The organism is Psychrobacter sp. W2-37-MNA-CIBAN-0211, from assembly GCF_040309405.1.
In the GTDB taxonomy this organism is placed as follows: Bacteria; Pseudomonadota; Gammaproteobacteria; order Pseudomonadales; family Moraxellaceae; genus Psychrobacter; species Psychrobacter glaciei.
In genome coordinates, this window is the sequence record NZ_JBEOOU010000006.1 from 91,677 (window position 1) to 108,788 (window position 17,112).

Below are 17,112 nucleotides of genomic sequence, written 5' to 3' on the forward strand. Positions count from 1 at the left end.
TTAGGGTTAATCAGTTATGTCGATGCTAAATATAGAACCAAGCAGTTTATCGCTGAGCCTAACACTCGGGTTGACCTTAGGACTGAGTGGATGTCAGATTTTGCCCGAACAGCCCCATTTGCCTGAAAGCCAAGCCTTGTCAGCGCGAGTGAATGCTTTATATCAGCAAGAAAGCAACCAACAGCCTAAACAAATTGCAGCGACTGACACCAGTAATATCGATTTGGTATCCGCTATCAGTGCGCAGAATGACATTCACCCTGATTTGTCAGGCTATCACCCGATAGTGACTGGGGCAAATGCCTTTGCCGCGCGCAGTATCTTGACAGATATGGCCACACGTAACATCGATGCACAGTATTATATTTGGCATAATGACCAAGCCGGTCAACTACTGTTGAAAGACCTTTGGGATGCAGCTGAACGCGGCGTTATCGTGCGCTTGTTGCTCGATGATTTTAATAATAGCGCGAAGTTCGATCAGCATTTATTACGTTTTGCCAGCCATCCAAACATTGCGGTGCGCATTATTAATCCGTTGATGCATCGTAAATTTCAAACCTTGAACTTTGTCACAGGATTGCCGCGTATCAATCGGCGTATGCATAATAAAAGCATGACCTTTGACAAGCAAATCACCATCATTGGTGGTCGTAATATTGGTAACGAATACCTGAGTAATGATCAGAGCAGTCAATTTGCGGATTTGGATGTGTTACTTATTGGCAAAGTCGTCGCAGATATCGACAACAGTTTTGCCAGTTACTGGTCATCACCTTTATCATTTGATATCGAAACGTTGGCAAAATTTGATGATGATGTGACACCTGATTTTCTATCCGCATTGGATAAGCTCGGTCTCGACGAAGACAATAACGAAGGCAGCAGTTTGACGGTCTATAAAGCGGCGATCAAAGACTCTACTATAGACAGTGATCTGATCAATAAACGGGTACCCTTTCGTTGGACAGATATGCAGTTTTTGAGTGATGATGTCGGTAAACTGAGCAAAACGGTTCCTACTGACACCAATTTGGTACATCAGCTACGCACTTTGCTCGGTAGCCCAACCAAAAAGCTGACTATCATCTCTTCTTATTTCGTGCCGACTAAAGATGGTGTCGATACCTTGGTCAAGCTGGCCAAATCTGGTGTTGATATTAAGATTTTGACCAATTCATTTGATGCGACGGACGTCACTGCCGTTCACTCTGGCTATAGTCAATGGCGACCCAACTTGCTTCGCTCAGGCGTCAAAATATACGAGCTAAAATCAACGGCTGCCGAAGAAGAACGTGAAAACAAGCTGTGGCGAGCGCGTAGCCAATCATCAACCAGCTTACATGCCAAGACTTTTGCCGTGGATGATTATCAAGTCTTTATTGGCTCATACAATGTCGATCCGCGCTCTGCCAATATCAATACCGAAATGGGTGTCATTATTAACGATGAGGAACTAGCAAGCCAGCTGCACGGTGCACTCAGCGATGATTTGTTAAATCAAGCTTATGAAGTCAAGTTGCTAGAGAGCGGCGCTTTGCAATGGCATACCATGGAAGATGGTAAAAAAGTGATTTATAATTCGGAGCCACGCGTTGATATGAGTGATCACATTTGGCTCACCATCATGTCATGGTTACCAATCGACTGGCTGCTATAAAGACGTAAGACCTTTTACTCACTGACCCTTAAAATTTCAGGATTTCGGATTTAGTTTCTGTTAAATCAAACCCCTGCAACCAAAATTATTAACACAAAATACCCAAACCTACTGTTTCGGCAAATCATTATCTATCTACGTTGATTTGCCGGTTTTTATGATGAGCGGTTATCCAAACGATGACCGTCTTAATGACCACTTTACTCTGTGGATGCGTGATCTATTATGCCGTCTCGTTCTCAATATGCGTTAATGTCTGCTAGAGACAAAAATGTAGTGCTGTTTATTAGCTTTACCAGCGCTGTGGTGTTTTTTGATTTTTTGATTTATTTGTACATGGCAGATATCATCTCGGCTGCATTTTTTCCTGCGAACACCAACCCTCAAATTGTTAAACTACAAGGGCTGGGACTTTTTGCTGTTGGTTATTTAGCACGTCCAATTGGTGGTATCCTCTTTGGTCGATACGGCGATATAAAAGGTCGAAAGCCCATATTGTTGCTAAGTCTGATAGTGACCGCTGCAAGTTTATTGGCGATGGCGTTTCTGCCCAATTATGCACAGTGGGGATGGATTGCGCCCGCTTTATTTATTTTCCTAAGGCTTATACAGGGTATGGCATATGGCCTTTATGTCCCCTTGGCCTGGGTTTTTGTGGCAGAGCATGTACCACGGCAATATTTATCAGTAGCCTGTAGCTATGTCACTGCCAGCTTTTTAGTAGGTGTGCTATTTTCAAATGCATTCTTTATGTGGCTCTCTACCTTTATGACGACGGATCAGTTGACTGATTATGGATGGCGTTTGCCATTCTTAGTTGCCGCTGTATTAAGCTTTTTGCCATTATTGATGTGGCGACTCGTCGGAGAGACACCATTCTTTCTTGCACTGGACAAGTCAAAAATTGGCACTAGCGCGAGCGAACCATTTACCATACTTTTTAAACATTGTAAGCATTCTATATTTGTTGGTATGGTACTGACGTTGGTCATTTCTAGCATTACCTCTGTTGTCATTCTACTGCTACCAGACTTAATAGAGATAAACTTTACTTTAGATAGTGACCTATTTGGGTTTTCTCATAGTTTGGCCATCATATTTATGATTTTTGGCTGCATATTTTATGGCATGGTGTCTAACCATGAGAACTTTGGTAAAATTTTAGTTGTTGGTTCTGTTCTACTCATTGCTCAAATGCTGGCCTTCTTTTACCATTTGCAGGCAGGTGGTGATTACATATTAATCATGTATGCGCTATTAGGCTTCTGCGCTGGCATCGTCGGTATGGTACCTGCTATCCTTGTGCAATTGTTTCCGACCAATGTGCGCCTCACAGGAATGGCTTTTTGCTATAATATTACCTACGGTATCGTGGGCGTATTAGTACCTTTCGGTCTAGGCTATGCCACTACTCTAATAAGCTTCTCACCAGCACTATACATTACGTTTATCGGCTTTATTGGTATTATCATGGGGCTTTATTTTTATAATCTGCCTGAATACAAAAAAATTGATCACGTGATCTCGTAAATAGCTGACCAGTATCCACATCAAGATTGAAACTAAGGTGCAATGGTATGTCTCATCCATTGCACCTTATCCATTTATTTAAGACACAAATATTAAGGCTTAATACCCATGGTTGATATGACCAATAAGCGACTGTCCGTTGCCCCGATGATTGATTGGACGACCACCGACTACCGTTATTTTGCACGGCTGTTTAATCCACATACGTATCTATATACCGAAATGATCAGTACTGGTGCGCTCATACATGGCAATCGAGCTCGGCATTTACGCTTTGATACACTTGAGCACCCACTTGTCCTGCAACTTGGCGGTGCAGATATTGGTGAGATGACCCAGTGTGCTGAATTCGCCCAGCAGCATGGCTATGATGAAGTCAATATCAATGTTGGTTGCCCATCAGATCGGGTACAGCATAACAAAATTGGCGCTTGTCTCATGGCCGAGCCAAACACTGTCGCCGATTTAGTCAAACATATGCAAGCGGCTGTCGATATCCCAGTGACGGTTAAACACCGCATTGGTATCGATGATTTTGACAGTTATGAGTTTATGGCAGATTTTGTGCAGAAAGTCGCTGCTGCAGGTTGTAGCCGTTTTATCGTTCATGCCCGTACTGCGTGGCTAAAGGGTCTTAGTCCCAAGCAAAATCGCGACATTCCGCCACTGCGCTATGAGGATGTGTATCGTCTCAAACAAGACTTTCCACAACTCGATATCGAGATAAACGGTGGTATTGAGACAGTTGCAGATATTCAAGCGCACTTACAGCATATAGACGGTGTGATGATTGGCCGCGCGTTTTATCACAACCCTTATCTACTGGCAGAAGCCAACAGCTTATGGGGTGAGCCAGCACCTAAGCGCTCAGACATTTTGACGCAGCTTTATCCTTATCTAGAAGAAAAAGTCGCCAAAGGTGAGGCACTACCCACGATGACGCGTCATTATTTAGGATTGTTTCAAGGGCTGACAGGTGCTCGAAAATGGCGTCAATCACTGAGTGGCAAACCTCAACTAACGCTTGATGATATTAAACGAGCGGCAGATGAGGTGTTATCGTTAAATTCTGACGCATAGCCAAATCCTGATATACCAATAGTTTGATAGAGTTCACATACTAGCCATCGGTATGGCGCTCATGTCAGCTAAGCTGTTTGCGCTAAATACTGCCACATCGCTGCGCCATTATTCACAATATGTAGCAGCATTGGTAGTAACAGCGAGCCAGACTTGACACGTGCGTAGCAGAATATCAATGCCAACACCACGATAGTGCTGATTTCATAAACGCCATATTGCAAGTGAATCACCGCAAATATCAAACTGGTGATAATACTGGCAATGATCGCCCCACGCTGCTCTTGACTTGGTGAGGCAACGAATTGCTCAGCAATGGCAGACCATACTATGCCGCGAAAGACCAGCTCTTCGTATAATGGCGCAACGATCACCATCGCAAACACCAGTAGCCACACTGAGCTGACTGACTGATACAGCGGGTCTACAAATACCAATGGTGATTTATCGAGCCAGTAAGTCAATGCCTGACTGCCAATCATAAATATCAATAGCAAGCCCAGCATACCGACACCCACCGTTACCGAAAACGGTTTGAGCGCTAGATACTGTTGCCAATTACCACCTCTTAATTGAATCAGCATAACGATGAGGGCGACTAGCAAGATACCGCCAATCATGATCGACACACTCACGACCGTACCATTATTACTGCCAAAGAAAAATACATCAGCCACGCTTGAGCTTTTAGCTGCTGGTAATAACAGCTTGCCTGCAACATATACTCCTAACAATTGACTGATAAAAAACGATATGACCATTCCTACGGTCATTGAAAATGCACCGAAGCGTGAAAATAACGGCAAACGCTCGGGCGCATTTATAGACGGGTCATTAGTAGCACTAGGTTGGTTTGGCATAAGGCGGTGACTCAAAAAAATAAACGAGCAATGCTCCTGACAGCTTCATATAGTTATTCATATAAGCCGTTAAATAAGTAGCGAGCATCATTCATGTTGGGAGTTGTTGCTTGATTAAATCCAATACTTGCCGTGACACAGACTCTGGATGCTCAAGCGGGAACATATGACCACCCGCATGGGTTGCATAAGGAATATTGAGTCGGGATTTGATTTGCTGCGGGAAGCGGCGTTTCAGAAAGATACTGTCTTGACCAATAATCAATGTGACAGGTACTTTGGGCCCTCGATTTGGTGCCAGCCAATACCATGATGGATTGGTTCGAAAGACCGCCACTTCGCTTGCTTTCGGAATCGCCAATGTTACCTTGCCATCCGCACGCTCATGTAAGCCGTGCTCGATATATCCTTGAAAACTACGCTCATCAAAGTTTTTAAAAAAACCTTTATGCCGCATTTTTTCATACGCGTCGGCTCGGCTGTCCCACACATCGCGGCGATGCTTAGACACGCCAGCTGGTGACAGCTTGTCCATCAAACGATTATTCATAAGAGGCAATCTGTCTGCTGTCTTTGCCAAATGCCACAAAAAACTGACTTTGCCATAAATCCAAGGCGGATCCATTAATACCGCCTGAGCAAAATGCTGAGGCGCACGGTACAGCGCCTGTAACGTACACATAGCACCCAGCGAGTGCCCAACAGCCACGACTTGCGAGATGCCATGCTTCTCACAGGTGCTTTTTACACTGTCGATAATCTGTTGAGTCAGTCGACGCCAATGATCATCCACTGGATAATCAGGCGTATTGCCTAACATCGGGATATATTCAATGGTAAAAAACTCTGCTAAATGCTCAAAAAACGGCTGATAAACGGCACTTGGCATCCCATTGGCATGGGCAAAATGTATAACGGGCTTATTGGTTTTTTTGGAGACAGGTAGCGCTGCAAAGGTCTGCAAATTTATTTCATCTCTCATAACAGGCTCTCGTGGGATGGTTTATGTTATATATTATTTTTAATGATTGAACCTTATAGCATTCTTAAGCTAAATATCACCAATATAGCAAAATTGATAGCTATCGCGACATTGATAACGACTTAGTCTTAAAGATTTAGTCTTAAATAAGATATTTATTTAGCATTACATACAATTGAGGCTGAGCATAATTACATGCCCAGCCTCAACAATCATACACAGTATATCTAAAACATTAAACGCTTAACGCATCTTTACGTTACCTTCTTCTTGTGGTAAAAAACCATCAAGACTAACGCTAGAGCCAATGCCTGCACCCAGTTGCACGGCAAAACGATCCATAAACATTTGGAACGGATCAGTTGGGCTATAGCTAATCACAGTATCAAGATCTAGTTGCTTACTCAGGCTTGTGATACTACCTGTCTTGTCTGCCAAACCTAGCTCAATAGACTGCTCGCCTGTCCAAAACAACCCTGAGAACAGTTTGTTTTGCTCAGGGTTTTTCAAGCGGTCTCCGCGACCTTCTTTTACAGCATTAATAAAATGCTTATGCGTATTTGCCAGTACTTTTTCGACATGATTTTCTTCATAATCAGTCAATGGGCGCGACAAGCTTAAAATGTCTTTGTACTCACCAGCCGTAATAGTACGATCTTCTACACCGACCTTGTCCATCAAACCTTTGACATTGTAGCTTGGCATAATGACACCGATAGAGCCAACCAAACTTGATGGATTGACATAAATCTCATCTGCCGCAGAAGCGATGTAATAAGCACCTGAAGCACCAATATCACCGATAACAGCATAAAGCTTTTTATCTGGGTACTCTTTGCGCAACTCCATCATAGTCTGCCAGATTTCATCAGACTGTACAGGTGAGCCGCCAGGTGAGTTGATATCTAATGCCACCGCTTTGGAATTACTATTCGCAAAAGCATCTCTCAAAGCTTCATTGACATCATAAGCATTGGCAACATCGTCATTACTGATGACGCCTTGCAGCTCAACCACGGCCAAATGCGGCGCGCTGGTATCGACTGCATCCATACCCGTTGGCGAACTACTACACCCACGACCAAGGGTCAAAAATATCAATAAGATATAACCAAAGGTCAATAATTTAAAGAAAATACTCCAGCGACGAGCGCGGCGCTGCTCAACCACACTAGCCAATAAGGTATTTTCAATCAGGCGCCATTCTTGTCCGCTTGGCTGGCTTGACTGTGGCATCTGTGTTGGCTGATTTGCCGAATTGTCAGAACGTTTGTTAGGGTCTGGTGGCCAGTTGGGCATATAACTTCCTAAGTCAGAAACAGTCTAAAACGATAAAAGAGATGATATAGAAAATAAATACAGCGAGAAATCAAATTTTCTCACTGTAGGGGTCATCTATATTAATAGAGTACTAAGTATGGTGCTATTTCGGTTATGGTTCAAGAGTGTAACCGTGAAATATCACCATATTATAACGCTGCTACGGTTAAGATGATTTTTAGAATGTATTGTCAAAATAAGATGTCGCGTCCAAATATTATTCTAAGACTCAATGAGCATTCAGAGACAGTGCCGCCTCAAGTGCATTATCATCATAAGTAATGACCTCATTGATACGCTGGCGCTTAATATCATCGGTCGCTAGGTGTGAGGCGCTGTGCCCAAGCCAAGTATGATGACCATAGGCTCTATTATCAAATGGTTCAGCTTGGCAGAGCAGTGACCACAGTTGCCAAACGCGCTGATGGGTATCGGCATCAACAACGATACGTGATGGCAAAGACTGAGCTTGCATAGTAAGTTCTTGGTTATTTGGTTGCGTATTTTTTGCTGTAGAGGGAATTGCCGTTAGTAGTTGAGAGGTGGCCAGCGGTGAATTAAGTGGATCAGCTGCATTATACTGCAATATTTGTATCGGCAACCTGCTATCGATGGCAATTGTACAGTCCCACACACTGGCATCATCTATCTTACTCCAGCCCGTCATTGCTTGTAATGATAAATCCCCGTTGGGGAGCTGCCATGAGTCATTTTGCTCACAGCTTTTAGGGCTGATATACGTTTTGGTGGTGACATGCGCTGCATTGTTAGCACTGTTAGATTCGCTTGTTTCTCTATAAAGTTTTTCTCGCTTAAACCAACGATCACTACGCCCTGCTTGCCAATACTGGTTGGTCGGTAGGCGCTGACTTATTCTGGCAACAGTCATCGGCAACAACTCTGAGGCGTTAGGTTTAAATGTATTGCTGGCATCGTTAGTCGTGAGCGTATCGGTCAATCCTGCACTGCTGGTCTGTACTACGAGCCCTTCTAAGCGTTTAATCGATAAGGTGCGTAATTGCTGCTCTAATATCGCGGACAGCTTCTCTGCCGTCAAGGTGCTTGGCATGGTACGCGTAGCACTAGGCCTGTGGTCTGCCAAAAACAACCAACTCACGCTTCCCTTCGCGGACTGCGCCTGATTGTCCTTAGCCCCAACCTCGTTATCCATTATAGGATATTGCAGCACCGCCGCGCTTATATAGCGATCTCCAGTGGGTAATATATATAAAGTTGGTGACGTGGCTAATGACTGCTGGTTGGCATATACCGTCATCATTAATAGCGTCAAAGGCGGTAGTGCCAGCCAACGACTGATAAGTCCACGTGGTAATAACCAAGGCAACATCGCTAGCAATACCATCAGTAATATTGCCATATTCACTGGCGTATACAGCCACGCCTCTGACAGCGCTGGTAATGACGTCAGCCACGTAATCAAATCATGTAAATTACCGATGATTGCGCTGACCAACACCCAAATGCTATCAGCAAGCGCAGGCCATAATAAGTAGCAAAGCCCAGCTAGTAGATTGAGTGGTACGATAACCCAGCCAAATAAACCAATGGCAAATAAATTGATGACTAGACCCCATAGTGAAGCTTTGCCAAACAATAACAACGTAATGGGTAGCAACGAGATAAATAACCAGAACTGCAACTTAAAGACACGCTTAGCTATGAGCCATACTTTTATAAGTAAAATACGGCTATATTTAATATCATGCTGAGAGAGAGGTTTCTCTGATTGTGATAACACTGAGTTATTTTGCGACTGTGAAGCACTATCGTATTTTAGCAACAGCGCCACAGCGATAAAGGACAACCAATAACCAGCTTGCCAGAGCACATAAGGATCAAACCATGCCATCAAGACTGCCAGAGCTAACAATACTCGCATCGTACTAATCGGTAGCAAGGTTAATCGTACTAGACCTATCGCCAATAACATCCAGGCAGTACGAGCAGCGGGTACATCGAAACCAGTGAATAGCGCATAAATAAAAGCGGCACTGATCATCACCCACCAGCGCACTTGCCAACGTGGTATGTGCCGATATAAGGCTGGATACAGACGATTGAGCAAGAATACAACTGCCCCTGCCAGCATAATCGCTAAAAACAACACATGAGTGCCCGAGATAGCCAGCAAATGTGAAATACCAGCCAATTGATACAGATCTTTGGTATCGCGATTGATTAAGCTGCGATCGCCTGTGAGCAAACTTAGAGTCACCGCTTTTGCTTGCTGCGTGGCTGTAGTTTGTCCCGCCCACTTTTGATAAAAATGCTGTCGCAATTGCCAACGCCCTTGGTCAATCCGAGTACGAAAGCGCTTAAGATAGGAGCGAGAATCAGCTTCCAATGCAGACGACTCATCGAGCGCAAAAGACGACGTGCTGGTCGTCACTATATTTGCCACCCCATCGATATGACGACCTCGCAACCAGCGATAACTGTCAAACCCAGAGGGATTATTAAGAGCTTGCTCAGAGGTAGCAAGCGGTGCGAGCGTTAACGTCATAAACAGTTGATTACCCGGTCGCAACTGATTTAGATCAGCGACCTGAGCGCTTTTAGAGCCTTTTTTTGGATAAGCATTGAGTAGCACTCGATATTCAATATTGCTGTCACTACTTTCATTTGAAGTATCATTAAAGAAATTATTGCTTAGGCTATTTTCCATACTTGTGAAATAATTGACCTTAGCACTATCTAATTCTTGAGCCGTCAACTCAGATATTAAGGGCGATATATGACTGACGGTAGCGACTTGTCGATAACCGCTATTGGTGACCCCATCGTAAACGCTATCACTAATACCCTCGATAGTGACCAAAGCCTGTACACGCATAGATTCAGTAATTTTGGTCGCTTCAGCCTGCTGATAACCCATCAAGGCTTGCAATGCGCTACCCATCACCAGCCCCATGGCCAGTATCATTATCAGCAAATAATTGACAATTCGAATGGGAAATTTAGAGGAAGAAGAAAAATATTTAGACGTGTCTTGAGAAAAAAAAGGTTGAGAAGGTTGGTGTTTAGAAGAAAGCTTTTGGACGTTAACTGATTTTATAGACAGCGCTTGACGCTGATTAATAGCTATCAAGACAATAGCAATAATGACTAATAATAGCAGCCAACTGTTAGCGTTATGCAGCTCTATTAATGAGTTGATTGGTATCGCCAGACTATCCGCGACTGCCAAAACGCCCATCATAGCGATAATCACCAGACTACCAAGTAACCAGTACACCAGCGCTCCTTGCTTAATGAGCTGACTGTTTAAATACAGTCAATTTTAACGGATTATTGTTGCTCACAAAAATGGGCGTGAGTATATCGTTTCACTCTAGCAATGACGACTGTCTCATTGGTCAAGCGATAGCATTTATTTTAGTATTGCCCTATACTGATGAGAGGTATTACAATAATAATTATTCGACACTATTACCCTTTTTTTCTGATACTATTCCCACCCGTATTTTATTCCTAATATCTCTTTATATCAGCCCATCAATATGATTGAGCCTGCGGTTGATAACGATTAAAGGCGATACTGTGCCCCAAAAACGTCTTAAAGACTTGCTGCCCACACCAGAGAAAATTCTAGAAAGCCGCATTTTGAAATTATTTGCACCGCATTTGGCTGATCCGCGTTTATGGCATTTTAACCGGCACAGCTTAAATAAAGCGGTCTATATCGGTGTACTCAGTGCATTTTTTCCACTGCCCGGACAGATGCTATTGGCATTAATTGGTTCGCTAATTTTTCGTGCCAATGTCCCTATGGCGCTTGGTTTGACGTGGATCACCAACCCCGTCACTAGCCTGCCTATCTTTTATGCTGGTTACTACATCGGTGCCAAAATTATTGATGTGCCGATGATCAGTTTACGACTTATCGGCAGGATGATTGCTGATTTTAGCTTGTGGGTACTATCTGATGGCGCTAACCCCTTTATCACTTATCACGGTACTGTTTCATTAACCGCGTTTTGTGTGGGAAGCGCCATACTCGCTATTATTACCAGCATCATTTGCGGATTGGCATTTAAAGCTATTTGGCGTTATAAAACCGTGTCAAGCTGGCAAAAACGTCAGCACACTGCTCAAGAGAAACCGCCTAAACGATAATCTGCAACCTCAACACATACGGCTCATTGAATCCAATTACTCGTCTTCTTTGTCTTTTTCTATCGCTGCTAGGACATTGTCTGTAAAGCTGCTATCCATCACAAAGATATCGACCACTTTTTCGTCTTTGAGCAGCGTATAGCGTTTGCCAGTGGCGCTATCCTGCGCTTTTAAATCGTAATCAACACCTGCCAGCGTAATAGAATCAAAAACTGAAGTAAGTAGTTCAATCTGTGCATCTTTGTCGACGGTGTCAAACAACGTTGGATCAATATACGGTTTCAATGGCTCATTGCCTTCTTCGGCACTGCCAAAAGCAGCGATTGGATCTTCATCTTCATTCATTGTCATTATCCTTGTTCTATTAAATAAGGCTACTACAGCCGATTCTATATAAAAAATACATCAGATACATTGTTAGGATTACTCTGTCTGCACTACTCTTTACTGCATCCAATTATACTCAGCAAACTATAGTTGGCAACCTATTTTTTATACTCTACTTCATGGTATTTCTTCTAAAGCGTGTCATCATTTTAAGCAGGGTGATAAAAATGAGCCACATTGTAGCCAAACAAGAAAAAAAGCGAAGATAATATCGAGGTATTAACTGGATATTATCTTCGCTGTTTGGCAAAATTTAGCCATTGTTAGCTTATCTATATGACTGTTGATTGAATTGAGAACATACCTTAATACTTAGGATACCTCATACTTAAGCCATTTAGTATTGTTCCCAATGACCATTACGCAGTAACAGCTGACGATCCGCTAATGCCGCCAAGTTACGGTCATGCGTCACCATCAGTAGTGCCGTTTGCATGGTACTTTGCAGCTCTGATAGTAGGCCAAAAACGCTTTGCGCATTGTCATAATCCAAGTTGCCCGTTGGCTCATCTGCCAATATGAGCGAAGGTTTGGTGACGAGCGCACGAGCAATGGCCACGCGTTGACGCTCACCACCTGATAGCTCGCCAGGTCTATGCGCCAAACGATGCTCTAGACCAACGCTCTCTAATATCGCTATTGCTTGATCTCTCGCCTCAGTCGTTGATACTTTTGGGCGTAGTAGTAATGGCATGGCGACGTTTTCAATCGCTGTGAACTCTGCCAATAGATGATGAAATTGATAAATAAACCCCAAGTGCTTGTTGCGCATCGCACCGCGTTCGGTTTCATTCATACTGTTTAATAGCTGACCATGCAACCAGACTTCACCACTGGTTGGCGTATCCAGTCCACCCAGCAAATGCAGCAAGGTGCTTTTGCCCGAGCCGCTGGTACCAACGATAGCGATGCGTTCACCCGCGTGGACGGTCAAATCCAATCCTGTCAATACTTGGGTGCTAACTGCACCTTCATCATATATCTTATTAATATTGGTCGCCTTTAGAATGGCAGACATAGCGCTTCCTTTATTTTATTTATACCGATATTCATGATTTTTTTAAACCTGACTAAACATTCTAGCCTTGAGCGCGCAAGCAAATCCGCGGCTCAATCCCTCGCTTACGGCTTCAATTATTCATAGCGCAGTGTTTGTGCAGGCTGAATTTTAGCCGCTCGGCGTGCTGGATAAATCGTGGCCAAAAAGCTCAATACAAACGATGCACCAGTAATCAATACCACGTCCGTCAAGCGCAGCTGTGATGGTAGGTAATTGACAAAGTAAGCATCAAAAAGGTTGAGACCGAAGGCTTGATTAATAAAGCCTAGAATGTCGCTAACCGTGAGCGCAAATATAACGCCCAGTATCGTACCCGCAATCGTACCGATGACGCCGATGACCACGCCTTGTACCATAAATACTTGGGTAATCAGACGAGGTGACGCGCCAAAGGTTTTGAGAATCGCAATGTCTGCTTTTTTATCCGTGACCAGCATCACCAAACTTGAGACAATATTAAATGCTGCCACTAGGATGATTAAGAACAGTAGCAATCCTACCATGGCTTTTTCCATTTGGATCGCCCCAAATAGATTGCCATGCGTTTGCGTCCAGTCATTCGGATAGAGTCGATCAGGGGCAATGGCAGCCGCTTTTTGAGCAGCGATGGGCGCGGTAAAGATATCATTTAGCTTCATACGGATACCTTGAGCACCAGCTGGCAGACGTAACAATTTGCCAGCATCACTCATCGGAATAAAGGCCATGAGGCTGTCCACTTCTGGACTGATACTAAAAATACCCGTGAGGGTAAAACGCTTAAAGCGCGGTATCACACCAGCAGGTGATGGCGATGCTTCTGGCAATACCAAAGTCACCTTATCACCGATACTTAAGCCCAGCGATTGCACCATCTCTTCACCCAGTACAATACTAAAATCACCAGCTTGTAGCGTATCGATACTGCCTTCAGTCATGTGATCGTTGATGATCGAGACATTTTTTTCGTACTGAGGGTCGACACCAGTGACCATAATGCCTGCCACTTGGCCATTCGACGTCAGCATGCCTTGTAATTGAATGAAGGGTGCCACAGCAGCCACTTCTGGATCTTCTTTGATACGATCTGCCAATTGTTCCCAATCGCCAATCACCTCACTTGAGATGACCGTTGCTTGCGGCACCATGCCCAAAATACGGGTTTTTAGCTCGCGGTCAAAACCATTCATGACCGACAGTACCGTAATCAATACGGCAACCCCAAGGGTCAAACCTATCATCGAGATCAGCGATATAAAGGAAATAAAACCATTACTACGCTCTGCTCGGGTGTATCGTAAGCCGATAAATAACGCTAAAGGACGAAACATATTCAAACTCTTTATCTTATCTACGTGCGACTTTTATATGCGCCAAAACGAGCAGCGACAAACGCCTTATATATGGCGTCTGCCATACCAACATATAAATCGAACACAAAAATAGGGTTTAAAATAGGCCAGATTTGGCCATCAAAAGGGAGCTAGTTTGACACAATTTGGCAGATATGTGCCAGTCATTAGCAAAAACTGCGCGTATTTTTTAATAAAAACAGGGTTTTGTTATTATTTTTTATGAGGGGCTTGCTATTACTTGCGTCTATACCTATATATTGTATGCTAAGGACAATTGTCACTAACCCCTCATTGTTGTTTGCTGACCCTGTGCTGCTGACATTGCTGTCTATCATAGACCAATAATTGTAAATATTGGATGCTAGATAAGCAATCACAGCGTTAGGTCCAAACTTCATCGCTGACTTAAGTTTGAGTATTTTCATGACCATTAATTATCAGTATAAAAACATCCAATCTCCTACCAAAATCACATTATCCGACGAGCAAGCTGCGGGTCATGCCGATCATTGGCGTATTTTAACCGATGACATGAGTCAGGACGTGCCAGAGTGGCTACAAAAAATGATCGAAAAGGCGGCCATGCCCAAAGGTCTTAACCCCAACGTCAGCGCCAAAGACAGTTGTTTGTTGTTGTCTGAAGATCAGCCTTGTCACATCAACCAAGTACTGGCAATGAAAGACGGCAAACCAGAACGTTTTATCAACGCCTACCCTTGTGTTGACAGTCCTTATGGGCTGCATTGCAAAATAGAGCGTATCATCGCCAATGACAACTCGCACGACGCAGTACTGCGCCTACGTACGGCTGATGGCAGTATTATTTATGCCTTTGACCAGCTTTATACCGCCAATCGCCACTTATACCAACGCGACAGTTCGTATTTTGCGAATTTCAGTGCTTGGGCGCATGAAATTAAGCTGAGCGAACAGCAAGAAGTCATTATGGTAGAAGATCAAGAAGCCATCCGCTATCACCGCGCGTTTAATGACATCGTCGCTGCCAATGATGGTCAGATACCAGACGATCTACAAGAGCAGATCAAAGAATGGAAGCCTGAAACCAAAGAACAAATGGCTCCTGTAGAGATTAACTTGGGTCATATGTGTGCGTATCTGTTCGGTGATACTTTGGGACAAGAAGACGAAGCATGGTGCCAAGGTCAAGTGCTTGGCAAGCAAGAAACTCTCTTTAATGGCAAATCAATTATCTTGTTTGATGTGGTAATACTACGTGAGCAAGATGCCGATCCATTCGTGGTACGTATTGGCGCGCTCAATACAATAGAGACCGCTTCTATCAAAGTACATGACTACATTCAGGCAAATGTTTGGCTACAAGCCGCCATTTACAAAGAAAATCAAAAGTCACAAGACGCGACGGCGCAATCAAAAGCCAGCTAAGCAATTTAACAACTCTCCTTAACTATACGTCATCGTGACAGTCACCGATCATAAAAAATCCCCTAACATAGCATTAGGGGATTTTTTTATGGTCAGTGTGAATGAGATTGATCAAAACTAACCGATTGGGAGAATCTAGAGAATACAGGCTTAAGCCGTTAAGCCATCGTCGTCATTGATTTGATACGCTTGTACAATTCTTTCTGCTCAGCACTTGGACGCGCAGTTTGTACCGCCATCAGTTGTGACATGTCACCTTCGACACGAATTTTGCCACCCATAAACGCACCCATAATTTCATTAGTGTCGAAATCAGTGATGATAGATTGCAAGATACTACGGTCAAGCAAGAGTGTCGTGGTCGCATTATCATTCAAGCCGCGATGCAACAAGCCATCAGCAAAGTTGGCTTCGATGTCTTTGTCCGTGTCGGACACTTTTAGGTTAATAATCATATTAGCCAGCGCTGGCGGCAAATTTAGCTCACCGGCTTCACTACCTAACTTCTCAACGTCATCGAACCATGCATCTGTCAAAAAAACTGCCATCTTATTATCCTTAATGAATGGGGTACTGGGGTCACCTTATGGATTACCGCCGCCCAATTGTGTCCAAATGATTAAAATCGTTATTTTGTCATTGTTGTCATAACAATGGATAGGAAATCTACTATCGATATTCTTCAGCCTCATTATAAGGGGCGATTTGATGATAAGTAAAACCTATTTATAAGGCTAATGTTGCCATTGTTACAAAAATTTCTCTAGAGTTTGTCCTTGTACCCTGCAATTCGTATCATTTAACCCTCTAGAATAGTCTTAAAATTGGGTATAAAATAGGCTCCTAGCATAACTACAAAGAGTTGCCTGCCTATATTTTTACCAAAGAGTTTGTATTTTGCCGCATAGTTCTGATGATATTTGATTAGGATTGCGTTACAATACCCTTAAACAGAGTCGGGAGTTTTAACTAAACATTACGTTAATCTGTTTTTTTGTCAGCCGCCGCTAGCATACATCAATGGTCAATAATATTTTATTACCAGATGGATACCAGTATCTATCTTCGTTAGTGCTGTTATTTTCAGTAGTAATTAAGATAAATCCTTAGCATCGCTAGATGTTTGATGCTTAATTATACGGCGCCACTCCTTATTCCCCTTAACGAGTTATTAACAATCCTACTATCAACTGGTTGTAAGCGAGATATTTTTCTAGCGCTTCCCCCTTCCTCTTTGCATCAGTAGATACCAAGTGGAAGCTTAGCTTGATAGTTAATAACCTTAAGATGATAAATGAGTCAAAAAACAGCATGTACCGCAGTCACTATTTGCTTGCATCAATTTATTTGATACAGAT

At 43.3% G+C, this 17,112-nt stretch carries 13 protein-coding genes; 5 read left to right on the forward strand and 8 right to left on the reverse strand.

Annotation, left to right across the window (positions count from 1 at the left end):
* Positions 1-16: 16 nt before the first annotated feature.
* The 3 genes from AAEY72_RS08025 to dusA all read left to right on the forward strand — a co-directional run bounded on the left by AAEY72_RS08025 (position 17) and on the right by dusA (position 4,270).
* Complete coding sequence (locus AAEY72_RS08025; protein ID WP_352310150.1) at positions 17-1,660, forward strand: phospholipase D family protein; 1,644 nt, start codon at positions 17-19, stop codon at positions 1,658-1,660.
* Between the two features lie 225 nt (positions 1,661-1,885).
* Entirely contained in the window at positions 1,886-3,190 is a 1,305-nt protein-coding gene (locus AAEY72_RS08030; RefSeq protein ID WP_352310151.1) for an MFS transporter, read from the forward strand.
* Positions 3,191-3,298: 108 nt separating this feature from the next.
* Positions 3,299-4,270, forward strand: a complete 972-nt coding sequence (dusA, locus tag AAEY72_RS08035) for a tRNA dihydrouridine(20/20a) synthase DusA (RefSeq protein ID WP_352310152.1) — start codon at positions 3,299-3,301, stop codon at positions 4,268-4,270.
* Between the two features lie 68 nt (positions 4,271-4,338).
* On the opposite strand, the gene AAEY72_RS08040 is transcribed toward dusA, so the two are convergent.
* From AAEY72_RS08040 to AAEY72_RS08055, 4 genes are all read right to left on the reverse strand, one after another.
* Positions 4,339-5,130 (reverse strand): CPBP family intramembrane glutamic endopeptidase, encoded by a 792-nt coding sequence (locus AAEY72_RS08040; protein ID WP_352310153.1) that lies wholly within the window; start codon positions 5,128-5,130, stop codon positions 4,339-4,341.
* A gap of 91 nt (positions 5,131-5,221) precedes the next feature.
* On the reverse strand, positions 5,222-6,112 hold the full coding sequence (locus AAEY72_RS08045; protein WP_010199629.1) for an alpha/beta fold hydrolase: 891 nt from the start codon (positions 6,110-6,112) through the stop codon (positions 5,222-5,224).
* A 243-nt stretch (positions 6,113-6,355) separates the two neighbouring features.
* A complete protein-coding gene (gene sppA / locus AAEY72_RS08050; protein ID WP_352310154.1) occupies positions 6,356-7,411 on the reverse strand; it encodes a signal peptide peptidase SppA in 1,056 nt (351 codons plus the stop codon).
* 250 nt (positions 7,412-7,661) lie between these two features.
* The gene (locus AAEY72_RS08055; protein WP_352310155.1) at positions 7,662-10,688 is read right to left on the reverse strand and encodes a ComEC/Rec2 family competence protein; all 3,027 of its coding nucleotides are present in this window, start codon (positions 10,686-10,688) and stop codon (positions 7,662-7,664) included.
* A gap of 305 nt (positions 10,689-10,993) precedes the next feature.
* Here AAEY72_RS08055 and AAEY72_RS08060 point away from each other — a divergent pair, with 305 nt between their 5' ends.
* Complete coding sequence (locus tag AAEY72_RS08060; protein WP_227679593.1) at positions 10,994-11,569, forward strand: DUF2062 domain-containing protein; 576 nt, start codon at positions 10,994-10,996, stop codon at positions 11,567-11,569.
* A gap of 36 nt (positions 11,570-11,605) precedes the next feature.
* Here AAEY72_RS08060 and AAEY72_RS08065 read toward each other — a convergent pair whose 3' ends face one another.
* The 3 genes from AAEY72_RS08065 to AAEY72_RS08075 all read right to left on the reverse strand — a co-directional run bounded on the left by AAEY72_RS08065 (position 11,606) and on the right by AAEY72_RS08075 (position 14,326).
* Positions 11,606-11,914, reverse strand: coding sequence for a hypothetical protein (locus tag AAEY72_RS08065; RefSeq protein WP_010199620.1), 309 nt, complete (start codon positions 11,912-11,914; stop codon positions 11,606-11,608).
* 379 nt (positions 11,915-12,293) lie between these two features.
* The gene (lolD, locus tag AAEY72_RS08070; protein ID WP_010199619.1) at positions 12,294-12,974 is read right to left on the reverse strand and encodes a lipoprotein-releasing ABC transporter ATP-binding protein LolD; all 681 of its coding nucleotides are present in this window, start codon (positions 12,972-12,974) and stop codon (positions 12,294-12,296) included.
* Positions 12,975-13,090: 116 nt separating this feature from the next.
* Entirely contained in the window at positions 13,091-14,326 is a 1,236-nt protein-coding gene (locus tag AAEY72_RS08075) for a lipoprotein-releasing ABC transporter permease subunit (protein ID WP_010199617.1), read from the reverse strand.
* A 447-nt stretch (positions 14,327-14,773) separates the two neighbouring features.
* Between AAEY72_RS08075 and AAEY72_RS08080 the strand changes: the two genes are divergently transcribed.
* Positions 14,774-15,754, forward strand: a complete 981-nt coding sequence (locus tag AAEY72_RS08080; protein ID WP_189584545.1) for a hypothetical protein — start codon at positions 14,774-14,776, stop codon at positions 15,752-15,754.
* A gap of 158 nt (positions 15,755-15,912) precedes the next feature.
* Here AAEY72_RS08080 and AAEY72_RS08085 read toward each other — a convergent pair whose 3' ends face one another.
* Complete coding sequence (locus AAEY72_RS08085; protein WP_010199611.1) at positions 15,913-16,302, reverse strand: hypothetical protein; 390 nt, start codon at positions 16,300-16,302, stop codon at positions 15,913-15,915.
* Positions 16,303-17,112: the final 810 nt, after the last annotated feature.

Bases quoted from the DNA above. Each gene is read 5' to 3' on its own strand.
- AAEY72_RS08085 (WP_010199611.1), bottom strand. From the start codon at position 16,302: ATGGCAGTTTTTTTGACAGATGCATGGTTCGATGACGTTGAGAAGTTA.
- dusA (WP_352310152.1), top strand. From the start codon at position 3,299: ATGGTTGATATGACCAATAAGCGACTGTCCGTTGCCCCGATGATTGAT.
- sppA (WP_352310154.1), bottom strand. From the start codon at position 7,411: ATGCCCAACTGGCCACCAGACCCTAACAAACGTTCTGACAATTCGGCA.
- AAEY72_RS08045 (WP_010199629.1), bottom strand. From the start codon at position 6,112: ATGAGAGATGAAATAAATTTGCAGACCTTTGCAGCGCTACCTGTCTCC.
- AAEY72_RS08030 (WP_352310151.1), top strand. From the start codon at position 1,886: ATGCCGTCTCGTTCTCAATATGCGTTAATGTCTGCTAGAGACAAAAAT.
- AAEY72_RS08075 (WP_010199617.1), bottom strand. From the start codon at position 14,326: ATGTTTCGTCCTTTAGCGTTATTTATCGGCTTACGATACACCCGAGCA.
- AAEY72_RS08025 (WP_352310150.1), top strand. From the start codon at position 17: ATGTCGATGCTAAATATAGAACCAAGCAGTTTATCGCTGAGCCTAACA.
- lolD (WP_010199619.1), bottom strand. From the start codon at position 12,974: ATGTCTGCCATTCTAAAGGCGACCAATATTAATAAGATATATGATGAA.
- AAEY72_RS08080 (WP_189584545.1), top strand. From the start codon at position 14,774: ATGACCATTAATTATCAGTATAAAAACATCCAATCTCCTACCAAAATC.
- AAEY72_RS08065 (WP_010199620.1), bottom strand. From the start codon at position 11,914: ATGAATGAAGATGAAGATCCAATCGCTGCTTTTGGCAGTGCCGAAGAA.
- AAEY72_RS08040 (WP_352310153.1), bottom strand. From the start codon at position 5,130: ATGCCAAACCAACCTAGTGCTACTAATGACCCGTCTATAAATGCGCCC.